Annotated in this window: 10 protein-coding genes; 9 read left to right on the top strand and 1 reads right to left on the bottom strand. The window is 73.4% G+C overall.

Going from position 1 to position 14,960, the window contains the following annotated elements; translation table 11 throughout:
- Positions 1–94: 94 nt before the first annotated feature.
- On the bottom strand, positions 95–1,846 hold the full coding sequence (locus tag ACFYX4_RS10360) for a dolichyl-phosphate-mannose--protein mannosyltransferase (protein ID WP_389329070.1): 1,752 nt from the start codon (positions 1,844–1,846) through the stop codon (positions 95–97).
- A 63-nt stretch (positions 1,847–1,909) separates the two neighbouring features.
- On the opposite strand from ACFYX4_RS10360, the gene rsmI reads away from it, so the two are divergent.
- The 9 genes from rsmI to ACFYX4_RS10315 all read left to right on the top strand — a co-directional run bounded on the left by rsmI (position 1,910) and on the right by ACFYX4_RS10315 (position 13,449).
- The gene (gene rsmI / locus ACFYX4_RS10355; RefSeq protein WP_389329067.1) at positions 1,910–2,782 is read left to right on the top strand and encodes a 16S rRNA (cytidine(1402)-2'-O)-methyltransferase; all 873 of its coding nucleotides are present in this window, start codon (positions 1,910–1,912) and stop codon (positions 2,780–2,782) included.
- A gap of 236 nt (positions 2,783–3,018) precedes the next feature.
- Positions 3,019–3,429, top strand: coding sequence for a hypothetical protein (locus ACFYX4_RS10350; RefSeq protein WP_389329063.1), 411 nt, complete (start codon positions 3,019–3,021; stop codon positions 3,427–3,429).
- Between the two features lie 83 nt (positions 3,430–3,512).
- The gene (locus tag ACFYX4_RS10345) at positions 3,513–4,391 is read left to right on the top strand and encodes a TatD family hydrolase (RefSeq protein WP_389329060.1); all 879 of its coding nucleotides are present in this window, start codon (positions 3,513–3,515) and stop codon (positions 4,389–4,391) included.
- 135 nt (positions 4,392–4,526) lie between these two features.
- Positions 4,527–6,152 carry a ubiquitin-like domain-containing protein gene (locus ACFYX4_RS10340; protein ID WP_389329057.1) on the top strand — a complete coding sequence of 542 codons (1,626 nt, stop codon included), beginning with the start codon at positions 4,527–4,529 and terminating at the stop codon, positions 6,150–6,152.
- A gap of 129 nt (positions 6,153–6,281) precedes the next feature.
- Positions 6,282–7,148 (top strand): 16S rRNA (adenine(1518)-N(6)/adenine(1519)-N(6))-dimethyltransferase RsmA, encoded by an 867-nt coding sequence (rsmA, locus tag ACFYX4_RS10335; RefSeq protein WP_389329054.1) that lies wholly within the window; start codon positions 6,282–6,284, stop codon positions 7,146–7,148.
- Complete coding sequence (locus tag ACFYX4_RS10330; protein ID WP_389329051.1) at positions 7,145–8,041, top strand: 4-(cytidine 5'-diphospho)-2-C-methyl-D-erythritol kinase; 897 nt, start codon at positions 7,145–7,147, stop codon at positions 8,039–8,041. The genes rsmA and ACFYX4_RS10330 overlap by 4 nt, the downstream gene beginning before the upstream one ends.
- A gap of 182 nt (positions 8,042–8,223) precedes the next feature.
- Positions 8,224–9,414 carry a peptidoglycan recognition family protein gene (locus ACFYX4_RS10325; protein ID WP_389329048.1) on the top strand — a complete coding sequence of 397 codons (1,191 nt, stop codon included), beginning with the start codon at positions 8,224–8,226 and terminating at the stop codon, positions 9,412–9,414.
- 72 nt (positions 9,415–9,486) lie between these two features.
- Positions 9,487–11,289, top strand: a complete 1,803-nt coding sequence (locus ACFYX4_RS10320) for an ABC-F family ATP-binding cassette domain-containing protein (RefSeq protein WP_389329045.1) — start codon at positions 9,487–9,489, stop codon at positions 11,287–11,289.
- A gap of 300 nt (positions 11,290–11,589) precedes the next feature.
- The gene (locus ACFYX4_RS10315) at positions 11,590–13,449 is read left to right on the top strand and encodes a PQQ-binding-like beta-propeller repeat protein (RefSeq protein WP_389329041.1); all 1,860 of its coding nucleotides are present in this window, start codon (positions 11,590–11,592) and stop codon (positions 13,447–13,449) included.
- The last annotated feature ends 1,511 nt before the right edge of the window (positions 13,450–14,960 follow it).

Raw genomic sequence — 14,960 nt, 5'->3', positions numbered from 1 at the left:
GAAAAACCGGGTCGTGCTCGCACTGTATGCGGAACGGGGGTCCGCCGGGACAGGAGTTTCCGGAAGTTGGCCGAACAGGGATCGGGCCGCCGCCTCACACCCAGGTATCCAGCCACATCCGCGACCGCCAGGAGTCGATCGGGATCGCCTGGCCCGTGTACAGCGGATAGAAGTAGATGAAGTTCCAGGCGATCAGCAGCACCAGCACGCCCGCCGCCGTCGCCCCCGCCACCCGCCGGGTGTCGCCCTTCCCCGGCCGGCCGACGAGCGCCCCGATCATCATCGTCACCGCCAGGCACAGGAACGGCAGGAAGACGACGGCGTAGAAGAGGAAGATCGTGCGCTCCTGGTACAGGAACCACGGCAGATAGCCGGCGGCGATGCCGCAGGCGATCGCGCCCGCCCGCCAGTCGCGGCGGAAGAACCAGCGCCACAGCACGAACAGGATCGCGAAGCAGGCCGCCCACCACAGCAGCGGCGTGCCGATCGCCAGCACCTCCCGCGCGCACTTCTCGCCCGCGTCCACCGGGCAGCCCTCCTTGCCGGGCGCCGGGGACTCGTAGAAGTACGACACCGGGCGGCCCAGGACGAGCCAGCTCCACGGGTTCGACTGGTACGGGTGCGGCGAGGTGAGGTGGGTGTGGAACTCGTACACCTGCGTCTCGTAGTGCCACAGGCTGCGCAACCAGTCCGGGAACAGCCAGCTCCAGCCGCTGCCCTTGCCGTCGCCGGCCGCCCAGTCGCGGTAGTAGCCGCCCGACCCGTTGTCGGCGGACATGATCCAGCCCGTCCACGACGCCACGTACGTCACCAGCGCCACCGGCACCGTGGCCACGAACGCGAGGCCCGTGTCCCGCCGCAGCACCGCCCAGTACGGACGGCGGGCGCCGGCCACCCGGCGTGCGGCGACGTCCCACAGGACCGCCATCAGGCAGAACGCCACCATCACGTACAGGGCGTTCCACTTGGTGCCGATGGCCAGACCCAGCATCAGACCGGCCGCCCAGCGCCACGGCCGCCATCCCAGCCTGGCCGTCTCGGCGATATGCGCGTTCGGCCGGCACCGGCCGTCCTCGTCCACGGGCAGCGCCGCCCCGAGCCGTGCGCGCGCCTTGTCCCGGTCGACCAGCAGACAGCCGAACGTCGCCAGCACGAAGAACATCAGCACGCCGTCGAGCAGCGCCGCCCGGCTCATCACGAAGTGCAGTCCGTCGAGCGCCATCAGCGCGCCCGCCAGACAGCCGAGGAACGTGGAGCGGAACAGCCGGCGGCCGATCCGGCACAGCATCAGGACCGACAGGGTCCCCAGCAGCGCCGTCATGAACCGCCAGCCGAACGGATCGAAGCCGAACATCAGCTCGCCCAGCCCGATGAAGAACTTGCCGACCGGCGGATGCACCACGTACGCCGCGTCCGCCGGGATCGGGACGTCGCCGCCCGAGGACAGCACCAGATCGTTGGCGTTCTTGTCCCAGTTGACCTCGAAGCCGCGGTGGACGAGCGCCCACGCGTCCTTCGCGTAGTACGTCTCGTCGAATATCACCGCCTTCGGGCTGCCCAGGTTCCAGAACCGCAGCACGCCCGCCATCAGCGTCACCAGCAGCGGCCCGCCCCAGCCCGACCAGCGCGCGATCCGCCCCGCCCACAGGTGCGGGATCCCCAGCACCTGCCACAGGCGCGGACCGGGCTCGGCGAACGGAGGCGACAACCGCTCACGGACGTCGCCGCCCGGCTCCGCCGTGTATCCGAAGCGGCGCAGCCGTTGTCGCCACGACGGCCGCTGGTCCTGCGGCGCGTGGTCCTGCCGGTAGTCCGTGGAGTCCATGGAGGACGCGGTACTGGTCACCGCGCCATCGTAGGGAACCCGTCTGTGGGAGTCCCGTGCTTGGGGTCCTGCGAGACTGGAAACGTGACAGACGCACCCGGAACCCTGGTCCTCGCCGGCACGCCCATCGGGGACGTCGCCGACGCCCCGCCCCGTCTCGCCGAGGAACTGGCCGGCGCGGACGTCGTCGCCGCCGAGGACACCCGCAGGCTGCGCCGGCTGACGCAGGCGCTGGGGGTGACCCCCAAGGGGCGGATCGTCTCCTACTTCGAGGGCAACGAGTCCGCCCGCACGCCCGAACTCGTCCAGGAACTCCTCGGCGGCGCGCGCGTGCTGCTGGTGACCGACGCCGGGATGCCGTCCGTGTCCGACCCGGGCTACCGGCTCGTCGCCGCGGCCGTGGAGCAGGACATCCGGGTCACCGCCGTGCCCGGCCCGTCGGCCGTCCTCACCGCGCTCGCGCTGTCCGGGCTGCCCGTCGACCGCTTCTGCTTCGAGGGGTTCCTGCCGCGCAAGGCGGGGGAGCGGCTGTCCCGGCTGCGGGAGGTCGCGGAGGAGCGGCGCACCCTCGTCTACTTCGAGGCCCCGCACCGGCTCGACGACACCCTCGCCGCGATGAGCGAGGTGTTCGGCGGGGAGCGGCGGGCGGCCGTGTGCCGGGAGCTCACCAAGACGTACGAGGAGATCAAGCGCGGGCCGCTGGCCGAGCTGGCGGCGTGGGCGGCGGAGGGCGTGCGCGGCGAGATCACCGTCGTCGTCTCCGGCGCGCCCGAGCGGGGGCCCGAGGAACTCGACGCGGAGGAGCTGGTGCGGCGGGTGCGGGTGCGGGAGGAGGCGGGGGAGCGGCGCAAGGAGGCGATCGCGGCGGTGGCCGTGGAGGCGGGGGTGGCCAAGCGGGTGGTGTTCGATGCGGTGGTTTCTGCGAAGCGTGCGGGGGGTTTGAGCGCGGGGGGTTGAGCGGGGGCGGGGGCGGTTGTGTCCGGGGTGCGGGTGGTGTCGTGGCTGGTCGCGCCCCGCGGCGGAGCCGCATATCGATACGGCCCCGCGCCCCTGGGTGGGGCGCCCTTGAGTCTGTTTCAAGGCGAGGCCAAATCGGGGCCAATTACTCGGCAGGTTTGCTGTGTTCACACGGTGTGAGGAGTCCACTGGGCTGAGGGCACATCGGCCCTGAACAGTGGATCGGAGGAGCCGGCATGGGTGAGATCACAGGGCGGCCCGGCCTGCGTGCCGCGGGGATTCCCGTCGTGCACGAGTCCTATTCCTTCGCCTGCATGCGCTGCGGGCACGGCTGGGAGCAGTCGTACGAGATCGAGCACCACACCGACGGCGACGGCCATGAGTTCGTGCAGTACGTGGCGGACGGGCGGGTCGTGCCGTCCCCGTTGAGCCGGCCCGTGTGCCAGAACTGCGACGGGCACATCGTGCGCATCATGCGGGCGGGGCAGGTCTCCTCGGTGCTCAGCGCGGCGCGGCAGCGGCCCGCGCCCGCGACGGAGCCGGCGGAGGCCGCGGGGCTGGGCGGCGAGGGCGGCGAGCGGGCTCGGGGGCAGCACCACTGGCACCTGTCCGATCTGCTCCACCCGTTCCAGCGCCGGGCCAGCTGAGCCCGCCGGGGGGCCGGAGCGGGGCCGGGGGCCGGGGGATTCGACGGAGGAAACCGGGGCCGTCGCTTTCGTAGGATCAGGGCATGCCTTCGAACGCCGACAAGAACGCCGCTCCGCCGCTCCCGGCCCCCCTCGCGGTGCCCGTCGCCGACTCCCACACCCACCTCGACATGCAGTCCGGCACGGTGGAGGAGGGCCTCGCGAAAGCCGCGTCGGTCGGGGTGACGACGGTCGTCCAGGTCGGCTGCGACGTACGCGGCTCCCGGTGGGCGGCCGAGACGGCGGCGGCGCACGAGTCCGTCCACGCGGCGGTCGCCCTGCACCCCAACGAGGCCCCGCGCATCGTCCACGGCGACCCCGACGGCTGGTCCCGGCAGGGCGCGCGGCAGGCGGGCGGCGACGCGGCGCTCGACGAGGCGCTCGCCGAGATCGACCGCCTGGCCGCGCTCGCGCACGTCAAGGGCGTCGGCGAGACGGGCCTCGACTACTTCCGCACCGGCCCCGAGGGCAAGGAGGCGCAGGAGCGCTCGTTCCGCGCCCACATCGAGATCGCGAAGCGGCACGGCAAGGCCCTCGTCATCCACGACCGCGACGCCCACGCCGACGTGCTGCGCGTCCTCAAGGAGGAGGGCGCTCCCGAGCGGACCGTCTTCCACTGCTACTCCGGCGACGCCGAGATGGCGGAGATCTGCGCCCGCGCCGGGTACTTCATGTCCTTCGCCGGCAACGTCACCTTCAAGAACGCCCAGCATCTGCGCGACGCCCTCGCCGTGGCTCCGCTGGAACTGGTCCTGGTGGAGACCGACGCGCCCTTCCTCACCCCGGCCCCGTACCGCGGCAGGCCGAACGCCCCGTACCTCGTTCCGGTCACGGTGCGTGCCATGGCCGCCGTGCGCGGCGTCGACGAGGACGTCATGGCGACGGCCCTGGCCTCCAACACCGCTCGCGCGTTCGACTACTGACCCGCTCGGACCGACCCAACCGAACACGACGATCGGTAGCCGAGTCGCTTTGGAGAGTGACGATCGCTCCGCTAGGTTCTGGGGGCCCGAACCGGACCCCCTTCCGGACCCCCAGGCCCCCTGGAGCGTGTCGGCGTGAGCAACTCGCACCATCCGCGGAACGCGCGGTACGCACAGCATCCCGCCTACCCCGCCTACCCCGAGTACGCCGAGTACGCCGAGTCCGACGCGTACGACGCGTACGACCCGTACGGCCACCCCGGCCCGGCCCCCGCCCCGCCGCCGCCCCCCGTCGACTTCCACAGCGCGGAGACCCTGGCGTACGGCGTGTACGTCGCCCCCGGCCAGCAGGGCACGCCGGGTCTCTACGGGATGACCGGGGCGTACGACGACACGTACCGGCCCGCCTATGAGACGCCGGCGTACGAGGCGATGCCGTACGGGGTGCCGGCGAACGCGGCCCACGCGTACGAGGCGGCGGCCGGCGATGCGGTGGCGGGTGAGGCGCCCACGCTCGTCGACTGGTCGCCGGTTCCCGTGGACTCCGCCGCGCCGACCGTGCCCGCTCTGTCCCTGCCACTCCCCGTGCCCCTGTCCGTGCCCGTCGGCGTGGGGCGGCGGGCCGGGCGGCGGCGCCGGGCGCGCGACGCCGAGCGCCCCGAGCGCTCCGAGTCGGCGGTGCGCCGGCTGCTCCCGCAGGCGCTCGTCGTCGCGTTCCTCGCCGGCGGCACCGCGGCCTTCGTCGCCGAGGACAAGGCGGTCGCGCTGACCGTCGACGGCGAGCAGCGCACCCTGCACACCTTCGCCGACGACGTCACCGAGCTGCTGGCCGAGGAGGGCGTGGCGGTGGGCCCGCACGACGCCGTCGCCCCCGCCCGGGGCACGCCCCTCACCAGCGGCGACGAGATCGCCGTGCGCTACGGCCGCCCCGTGCGGCTCACGCTGGACGGACAGCGGCGCGAGGTGTGGACGACGGCGCACACGGTGGACGAGGCGCTCAGACAGTTCGGGGTGCGCGCGGAGGGCGCGTATCTCTCCGTCTCGCGCTCCCAGCGCATCGGGCGCGGCGGGCTCGCGCTGGACGTCCGCACCGAACGCGCCGTGACGATCCTCGCGGACGGCCGCGCGCGCACCGTCCGCACCAACGCGGCGACCGTGGGCGAGGCGGTCGAGCAGGCCGGGATCACCCTGCGCGGTGAGGACGCCATCTCCGTCCACTCCGGCAGCTTCCCGAGGGACGGGCAGACCGTCACCGTGCTGCGGATCACCGGCGCGCAGGAGGTGCGCGAGGAGGCGATCCCGTTCGCCGTGCGCCGCGCCGAGGACCCCTCGCTGTTCCGGGGCACGGAGGTGGTGGAGCAGGCCGGGCAGCCGGGGCTGCGGCGGATCACGTACTCCCTGCGGACCGTCAACGGCGTCCGGGAGAAGCCGAGGCGGCTCCGCAGCGAGATCGTGCGGGAACCGCGGGCGCGGCTGGTGAAGGTGGGCACGAGACCGCTGCCGGCGTCCGTGCGGGGAGCGGACGACCTGAACTGGCGCGAGCTGGCGGTCTGCGAGTCCGGCGGCCGTCCCGACGCCGTGGACCCGTCCGGCACGTACGGCGGCCTCTACCAGTTCGACACCCGCACCTGGCAGAGCCTCGGCGGCACGGGCCGCCCCCAGGACGCCCCGCCGACAGAGCAGACCTTCCGGGCGAAGAAGCTGTACGTGAAACGGGGTTCGGCCCCCTGGCCCCACTGCGGGGCCCAGCTGAAGAGCTGACCGCCTCGGTCCTCCGAGCCGCGGGCGGCGCGCCCCACCCCGGTCGGCCTCGCCCCGCCCGGCCCCCGCCCGGCTCTCGAACCCGGCCGGCTGGACGGCCCCGCCCGGCACCCCCCGTACCCTTGTCCCGTGAGCAGCCCCACCTCCGACGCCCTGCTGGGCCCCGCCGACATCCGCGAACTGGCGGCAGCCCTCGGCGTCCGCCCCACCAAGCAGCGCGGCCAGAACTTCGTCATCGACGCGAACACGGTCCGCCGGATCGTCCGCACCGCGGGGGTCCGCCCCGACGATGTGGTCGTCGAGGTGGGACCGGGCCTCGGCTCGCTCACCCTCGCGCTGCTGGAGGCCGCCGACCACGTCACCGCCGTCGAGATCGACGACGTCCTGGCGAGCGCGCTGCCCGCGACGATCACCGCGCGCATGCCGGAGCGCGCGCCCCGGTTCGCGCTGGTGCACTCCGACGCGATGCATGTGAGCGAGCTGCCCGGCCCCGCCCCGACCGCCCTGGTCGCCAACCTGCCGTACAACGTGGCCGTGCCCGTGCTGCTGCACATGCTCGACACCTTCCCGAGCATCGAACGCACCCTCGTCATGGTCCAGTCGGAGGTCGCCGACCGCCTCGCCGCCGCCCCCGGCTCGAAGGTGTACGGCGTGCCGTCCGTGAAGGCCAACTGGTACGCCGAGGTCAAGCGGGCCGGCGCCATCGGCCGCAACGTGTTCTGGCCCGCGCCGAACGTCGACAGCGGGCTGGTCTCCCTGGTCCGCCGCGCCGAGCCGGTCAGGACGACGGCGTCGAAGCGGGAGGTGTTCGCCGTCGTCGACGCGGCTTTCGCGCAGCGCCGCAAGACGCTGCGGGCCGCGCTCGCCGGCTGGGCCGGTTCGGCCGCGGCGGCCGAGGCGGCGCTGGTCGCCGCCGGGGTGTCCCCGCAGGCGCGCGGCGAGTCGCTCACCGTCGAGGAGTTCGCGCGGATCGCCGAGAGCAAGGAGGCGGAGTGAGCGTCACCGTCCGTGTGCCCGCCAAGGTCAACGTCCAGCTCGCGGTCGGCGCCGCCCGCCCCGACGGCTTCCACGACCTGGCGAACGTCTTCCTCGCCGTCGGCCTGTACGACGAGGTCACCGTCACCCCGGCCGACGAGCTGCGCGTCACCTGCGCCGGCCCGTACGCCGATCAAGTCCCGCTGGACCGCACCAACTTGGCCGCGCGCGCGGCGATCGCCCTCGCCGAGCGGTACGGCCGCACGCCCGACGTGCACGTCCACATCGCCAAGGACATCCCCGTCGCCGGGGGCATGGCGGGCGGCAGCGCGGACGGCGCGGGCGCGCTGCTCGCCTGCGACGCGCTGTGGGGCACGGGCGCGAGCCGCAGTGAACTACTCGACATCTGCGCCGAGTTGGGCAGCGATGTGCCCTTCAGCCTGGTCGGCGGAGCCGCCCTCGGCGTCGGGCGGGGCGAGCAGCTGACCGCGCTGGAGGTCGGCGGCGCGTTCCACTGGGTGTTCGCGATGGCCGGGCGCGGGCTGTCGACCCCGGCGGTGTTCCGTGAGTTCGACCGGCTGGCCGAGGGGCGCGACATCCCCGAACCCGTCGCCTCCCACGAACTTTTGGCCGCCCTGGCCAAGGGTGACCCCGACGCGCTCGCCGCCACCGTCGTCAACGACCTCCAGTCCGCCGCCCTTTCGCTCTTCCCCGAACTGGCCGGCACCCTCGCGGCGGGCAGCGAGGCCGGCGCGCTCGCGGCGCTCGTCTCCGGGTCAGGGCCGACCACCGCGTTCCTCGCGCGCGACTCGGCGTCGGCGGTCCGGGTGGCGGAGGCGCTGCGGGAGTCGGGCGGCTGCCGCGATGTGCGCACGGCGGTGGGTCCGGTGCCCGGCGCGACGGTGATCGGCTGACCCGGCCGGCGCTTCTCCGGCCGCCCGGCCTCGCTTCCGCCCGCTCTTCGCCGTATCTCCACACGGAATTACCGCGTTCGCGGTACGTGAGGGAACTTCCGGGGCTCTAGAGTCACTTGACGTTTCAAGTGTCACGAGCGACACGAGAGTCACGAGCGTCACGAGCCCGGAAGGCCCCGTCCGTGTCCGAATCCCCCACGCCCACCCCGGCGCCCCTGCCCGCCTCCACGCCCGCCTCCGCACCTGCCCACCGCAGGAAGCCGTCCCTCTCGCGCCGCGGCGTGATCGGGGCCGCCGGAGCCGTGGCCGCGGGCGCCGCCCTCACCCCGGCGGTGTTCGCCGCGACCGACACCGGCACCGGCACCGGCTCCGGCGCCGACCCGGGCTCCGGTTCCGGTTCCGGTTCCGGGGCCTCCCCGTCGGGCACGAAGACCGAGTCCTTCCCGGCCACCCGCACCGACGCGGCCACCGGCGTCGGCCCCGCCACCGCCGCCTTCGCCGCCTCCTACGTCGGCGTCCGCTGGAGCGGCGTCCGCGCCGGCGCGGGCATCCGCTTCGCCGACGGCGACGCCTCCCCCGGCGCCTGGCAGCCCCTGAGCGGCGGCTGCGCGACCGTCGAGGACGGCGGCACGGCCCTGGTCGCGGCCGGCGCCGCCACGGAGTACGAGGTGAAGGCCCCGGCGGGCGCGAGCGACGTGCGCTCCCTGGCGATCGACACGGCGCACGGTCCGGCGCGCGGCTTCGACGTGCCGTCGGAGCCCACGCGCGTGCGGGGCGTGCCGTATCTGCCGCGCCCGGCCTGGGGCGCCGACGAGTCGAAGCGCTACAAGGACGGCAAGGTCAACTCGCCCGAGCAGTACTACCCGTTGCAGGCGATCACGGTCCACCACACGGACACCCCGAACGACGACCCGGACCCCGCCGCGACCGTCCGGGGCATCTACGAGTACCACGCGGTCACCCTCGACTGGGGCGACGTCGGCTATCACTTCCTCATCGACGAGGCGGGCACCGTCTACGAGGGCCGCTACTCCGGCGACGACGCCCTGCCCGCCTTCGACCCGGACGGCGACCTGGTCACCGCCTTCCACACGGCCGGCTACAACTCGGGCAACCTCGGCATCGCCCTCCTCGGCACCCTGACCGACCGGCCGCCGACGGACGCCGCCAAGAAGTCCCTGATCCGGCTCATCAAGGTGATCGCCCGCTTCAAGGGCCTCGACCCGCAGGCGAGGATCACCTTCGTCAACCCGGTCAACGGCGTCACGAAGGGCGTGTCCACGGTCTCCGGCCACCGTGACTGGCTCGACACCGAATGCCCCGGCCAGACGATGTACGACCTCCTCGACAAGGTCCGCGCGTCCGCTCGCTGACCTGCGGGGGATCGGCCACCGACCGGCGCACATTACGCTGGGAGGCTGACCGACCCCCCGGGCAGGAGAGAAATGGCCGTCAACCTGGTCAATGTGGAGAACGTCAGCAAGGTGTACGGCACCCGTGCCCTGCTCGACGGCGTCTCCCTCGGCGTCTCCGAAGGGGACCGCATCGGCGTGGTGGGCCGCAACGGCGACGGCAAGACCACCCTGATCCGGATGCTCGCCAAGCTGGAGGAGTCCGACACCGGACGCGTCACCCACTCCGGTGGCCTGCGCCTCGGCGTGCTGACGCAGCACGACTCCCTCGACCCCGCGGCCACCGTCCGCCACGAGGTCATCCGGGACCTGGCCGACCACGAGTGGGCCGGCAACGCGAAGATCAGGGACGTCCTCACCGGCCTCTTCGGCGGTCTCGACCTCCCGGGCTTCCCGCAGGGCCTCGACACCGTCATCGGCCCGCTGTCCGGCGGCGAGCGCCGCCGGATCGCGCTCGCCAAGCTGCTCATCGAGGAACAGGACCTGATCGTCCTCGACGAGCCCACCAACCACCTCGACGTCGAGGGCATCGCCTGGCTCGCCCAGCACCTGCGCGAGCGCCGCTCCGCGCTCGTCTGCGTCACGCACGACCGCTGGTTCCTCGACCAGGTCTGCACCCGCATGTGGGACGTCCAGCGCGGCGACGTCTTCGAGTACGAGGGCGGCTACTCCGACTACGTCTTCGCGCGCGCGGAGCGCGAGCGGATCGCGGCCACGGAGGAGACCAAGCGGCAGAACCTCGTCCGCAAGGAGCTGGCCTGGCTGCGCCGCGGCGCGCCCGCCCGTACCTCCAAGCCCCGCTTCCGGGTCGAGGCGGCCAACGAGCTGATCGCGGACGTGCCGCCGCCGCGCGACAGCAGCGAGCTGATGAAGTTCGCCTCCTCGCGGCTCGGCAAGACGGTGTTCGACCTGGAGGACGTGACCGTCCAGGCCGGTCCCAAGGTGCTGCTCAAGCACGTCACCTGGCAGCTCGGCCCCGGCGACCGCATCGGCCTCGTCGGCGTGAACGGCGCCGGGAAGACGTCCCTGCTGCGGGCCATGGCCGAGGCCGCCCGCACGGAAGGGGAGGTGCAGCCGGCCGGCGGGCGGGTCGCCGTCGGCAGGACCGTCAAGCTCGCCTACCTCTCCCAGGAGGTCGCCGAACTCGACCCGAACCTGCGGGTGCTGGAAGCCGTCCAGCGGGTCCGCGAGCGCGTCGACCTCGGCAAGGGGCGCGAGATGACCGCCGGGCAGCTGTGCGAGACGTTCGGCTTCAACAAGGAGAAGCAGTGGACGCCGGTGGGCGACCTCTCCGGCGGTGAGCGCCGTCGCCTCCAGCTGCTGCGGCTGCTGATGGACGAGCCCAACGTCCTCTTCCTCGACGAGCCCACCAACGACCTCGACATCGAGACGCTGACCCAGCTGGAGGACGTCCTCGACGGCTGGCCCGGCTCGATGATCGTCATCTCTCACGACCGCTTCTTCGTGGAGCGCACGACGGACCGGGTGTTCGCCCTCCTCGGCGACGCCGCCCTGCGGATGCTGCCGCGCGGCATCGACGAGTACCTGGAGCGCCGCCACCGCATGGAGGAGGCCGTCGCCGCCTCCGCTCCGGTCGCCGCCAAGGCCGCCCCGGAGAAGAGCGCCGCCGACCAGCGCGCGGCGAAGAAGGAACTCCAGAAGATCGAGCGGCAGTTGGACAAGGTCTCCGAGAAGGAGACCAAGCTGCACGCGCAGATCGCCGACAATGCCACCGACTTCGCGAAGGTCGCCGAACTCGACGCGCAACTGCGGGCATTGGCGGGGGAGCGGGAGGAACTGGAGATGCGGTGGCTGGAGTTGGCCGAGGACGCGTAGGGGGATCCTCGGGGGCTCTCCCGGCTCCGGCGGCTCGCGCCCCGGCGTGAAACATCCGCTCACCTGCCCCTCACGCCCCGCGCGCGAGGACAGCGCGTGCGCCGCGTGAAGGGGGCGTGAAGGCGCATAACGACGGCATCACGGCCCGGTCCTCCCTTGGGAACAGGGGCGGATACGGGCCCGTGCGCTGTCGGCGCCGGGTGATAGAAAGAGCCGTTCGAGAACTGTCTGAGTACGACTCTGGGTCCGTCACGAACCTCAGGGCGTGGCTAAAAATCAGTGACGAGGGGGAACACGCTGATGGCTCAGCCGCCCAACCAGCCGCCGCCGCAGGGCGGTTTCGGAGCACCGCAGGACCAGCCGCCGCAACAGCCGCCGCAGGGGGGCGGGTTCGGCGCTCCGCAGCCGCCGGCCCAGCCGCCACAGGCCCCGCCCGGCCCGCCGCAGCCGCAGCCCGGTTACGGCTACCCGCAGCAGCCTCCGCCGCAACAGCCGCCGCAGTCCGGCCCCTACGCCCAGCCGAGCGGCGGCCCGTACGGCGCGCCGGTTGCCCCGGGTGCCCCGGGTGCCCCGGGCGCGCCCGGCCCGTACGGCTACGGACAGCCGGCCCCCGGCCCCTACGGCCCGCAGCCCGGTTTCGGCCCGCAGCCCGGCTACGGCTACCCGCCCCCGCCCGGACCGCAGTTCCCCGGCGCGCCCGGCGCTCCGGGCACCCCGCCGTCCGGTCCGCGCGGCCCCTTCCGCAAGCCCGCCGTGGTCATCGGGGCGGCGGTGGCGGCGCTGGTGGTGATCGGCGGCACGGTGTTCGCGGTCACCGGCGGCGGTGACGACGAGAAGGACAAGAAGCCGGTCGCCGGGCAGAGCGACGACCCCAAGGCGACCACGAGCGGCAGCCCCGTCAACCCCGGCGACGGCAGCGGGGACGGCGGCGAGGACCCGGCGGACTTCAACGCGGACCGCAAGTCCGGCGAGGCGAAGGTGCTCTGGTACAAGGAGGCGCCCGACGCGCCCGCCTCCGGCGCCGAGGCCCCCGGCATGTGGATCACGTCCTCGACGGCGGTCAAGGCGGCCTTCAAGGAGATCGTCGCCTACGACATCGCCGACGGCAGGCCGACCTGGCCGACCATCGCGTTCCCGCAGAAGATCTGCGCGGTCACGCCGCAGAAGACCGCCGACGACAAGATCGTCGTGGCGTTCATGAGCGGCACCAGCGACCGCGCCAAGTGCAACCAGCTCCAGCAGATCGACCTGAAAACCGGCGCCAAGGGCTGGACCGGCGTGGTCGCGGACGGCGCGCTGTTCGACAGCGCGATCACCGTCGAGCTGTCCCTCACGGGCAACACGCTGATGGCGGGCCGCTCGCAGTCCGGGACGGCGTACGACGTGCGCACCGGCAAGAAGCTGTGGGACAAGACGAAGTACGGCGACGCCTGCTTCCCGACCGCCTTCGCGGGCGGCGGCAAGCTGATCTCCGTGGCGTCCTGCGACGCGACCGGCGCGAACGAGCACGACGAGGTGCAGGAACTGGACCCGGCGACCGGCAGGGTCAAGTGGACGCAGAAGTTCGACAAGGGCTGGACGGTCGGACGGACGTACTCCGTGGACCCGCTGGTCGTCTACAGCACGAACAAGGACAAGAACGCCTGGAACATCTCGGCGTTCAAGCCGGCCGGCGGGTTCCGTTCGCAGGTCGCCTTCGACGAGGACTTCGCGCCGGAGTGCGGCTGGGCGGTTCTCCAGCGCAACCTGACCGGCTGCGTGGGCACGGCCGCTGACGCCGACACGCTCTATCTGCCGACCGAGGCCACCACCGGGCCGAACGAGATCGTCGCGGTCGACCTCGCCACCGGCAAGGAGAAGTGGCGTGTGAAGTCGCCCGTGGACGAGTCGATGCTGCCGCTGAAGGTGGAGGGCGGCAACCTCGTCGCGTACGTCGAGCCGTCCTACGACTCGGCGGGCAGGGTCGTCTCGATCCCGACGGCCGGCACCGCCCACACCCCGACGACGCTGCTGCAACTCCCCGAGAGCACGGTCGACCTGGAGAACAGCTTCTTCTCCCGCGACCTCGCCTGGGCGGACGGCCGCTTCTACATCTCCTCCACCCGACTGACGGGCAACGACGACTCGAAGGAGAAACTGATGCTCGCGTACGGCAAGTGACCCCACCCAGTCCGCTTCACCGACGGCGCGTTCGCCCAGCCGGGCGGCGCGCTTCCCCTGCCGGGCGGTGCGCTTGCCCTGCCGGGCGGTGCGCTTCCCCGGGCGCGCGGGGGTGTTCGCCCTGGCGGGCGGTGCGCCTCCCCGGGCGCGCGGGGGTGTTCGCCCTGGCGGGCGGTGCGCCTCTCCGGGCGTGCGGGGATGTTCGTCCTGGCGGGCGGCACGTTCGCTCAGGCCCGTGGGGTCACCCTGGCGGGCGGTGCGCCGGCCCGAGCGGGCGGTGCGCTTGCTCTGCCGGGTGGTGCGTCTCCGCGGGCGTGCGGGGTGTTCGCCCTGGTGGGCGGCACGTTCGCCCAGGCCCGTCGCGTGTTCGCCCAGGGGGCGGTGCGCCGGCCCGAGCGGGCGGTGCGCTTGCTCTGCCGGGTGGTGCGCCTCCGCCGGCGGGCGGGGGTGTTCGCCCTGGTGGGCGGTACGTTCGCCCGTGCCCGTGGCGTGTTCGTCCAGGTGGGCGGTGCGCCGGCCCAGGAGGGGGCGTGTTCGCCCTGGTGGGTGGTGCGCCGCCCCGGGTGGGTGGCGTGTTCGCCCGAGGGGGGGTGCGTCGGTCGCGGGGGTGTCGCGAGTGCCGCTGTCGCGGGGCCCCTGCCGGGGGCGACGTCCCGGCCGGGGCAGTGCCCTTGCTGTGATCGGCACCCGCCGAAGGGGGTGCTCCGCCGGGTCCGGCTGACGCCCCGCGTGCGCGGCGCGCCTGTCGGTCCCCAACGTGTTCCCGGTCTCACCGTCCTTCTCCGTCTTGTCCCCGTCGTCTCACGAGTGTTTCCCGAGGTACCCACACCATGACCCAGCCGCCGCCTCCGCCCCCGAACCAGCCCCCGCAGGGGGGAACCTCCGGCACCCCCGAGGACCGGCCGCCGCAGCAGAGCGATTCCGGCGCGCCGCAGGACACGCCCCCGCAGGACGCGCCCGGCGCACCCGCGCAACCGCAGGACGCGCGGCCCGAGGCCGACGCCGACCAGCAGCCGCAGCAAGCTCCGCAGGATGCGCCGCCGCAGGGTGAATTTGGTGCGCCGCAGTCTCAACAGGTGCCCCAAGATGCAGCGCCGCAGGGCGCTTTTGGTGCGCCGCAGTCGTCGCAGGATGCGCCGGCGCAGGGTGGCTTTGGTGCGCCGCAGTCCCCGCAGGCTTCGCAGGATGCGCCGCCGCAGGGCGGCTTTGGTGCGCCGCAGTCCCCGCAGGCACCCCAAGATGCCGCGCCGCAGGGCGGTTTCGGTGCGCCGCAGCTGTCGCAGGCTTCGCAGGATGCGCCGCCGCAGGGCGGCTTTGGTGCGCCGCCGCCTCCGCAAGCCCCTCAAGATGCCGCGCCGCAGGGCGCTTTTGGTGCGCCGCAGTCGCAGCAGGCTTCGCAGGATGCGCCAGCGCAGGGTGGCTTTGGTGCGCCGCCGCCTCCGCAGGCTCCCCAAGATGCCCCGCCGCAGGGCGCTTTCGGCGCTCCGCAGCCGCCGCAGGCACCCCAGGCC

Origin of the sequence: Streptomyces sp. NPDC002328, from assembly GCF_042890065.1 — a bacterium.
GTDB lineage: Bacteria > Actinomycetota > Actinomycetes > Streptomycetales > Streptomycetaceae > Streptomyces.
Note: the sequence above shows the minus strand (reverse complement) of the source record. Positions and strands in the feature narration are given on the sequence as shown.

Bases quoted from the DNA above. Each gene is read 5' to 3' on its own strand.
- ACFYX4_RS10350 (WP_389329063.1), top strand. From the start codon at position 3,019: ATGGGTGAGATCACAGGGCGGCCCGGCCTGCGTGCCGCGGGGATTCCC.
- ACFYX4_RS10345 (WP_389329060.1), top strand. From the start codon at position 3,513: ATGCCTTCGAACGCCGACAAGAACGCCGCTCCGCCGCTCCCGGCCCCC.
- ACFYX4_RS10320 (WP_389329045.1), top strand. From the start codon at position 9,487: ATGGCCGTCAACCTGGTCAATGTGGAGAACGTCAGCAAGGTGTACGGC.
- ACFYX4_RS10315 (WP_389329041.1), top strand. From the start codon at position 11,590: ATGGCTCAGCCGCCCAACCAGCCGCCGCCGCAGGGCGGTTTCGGAGCA.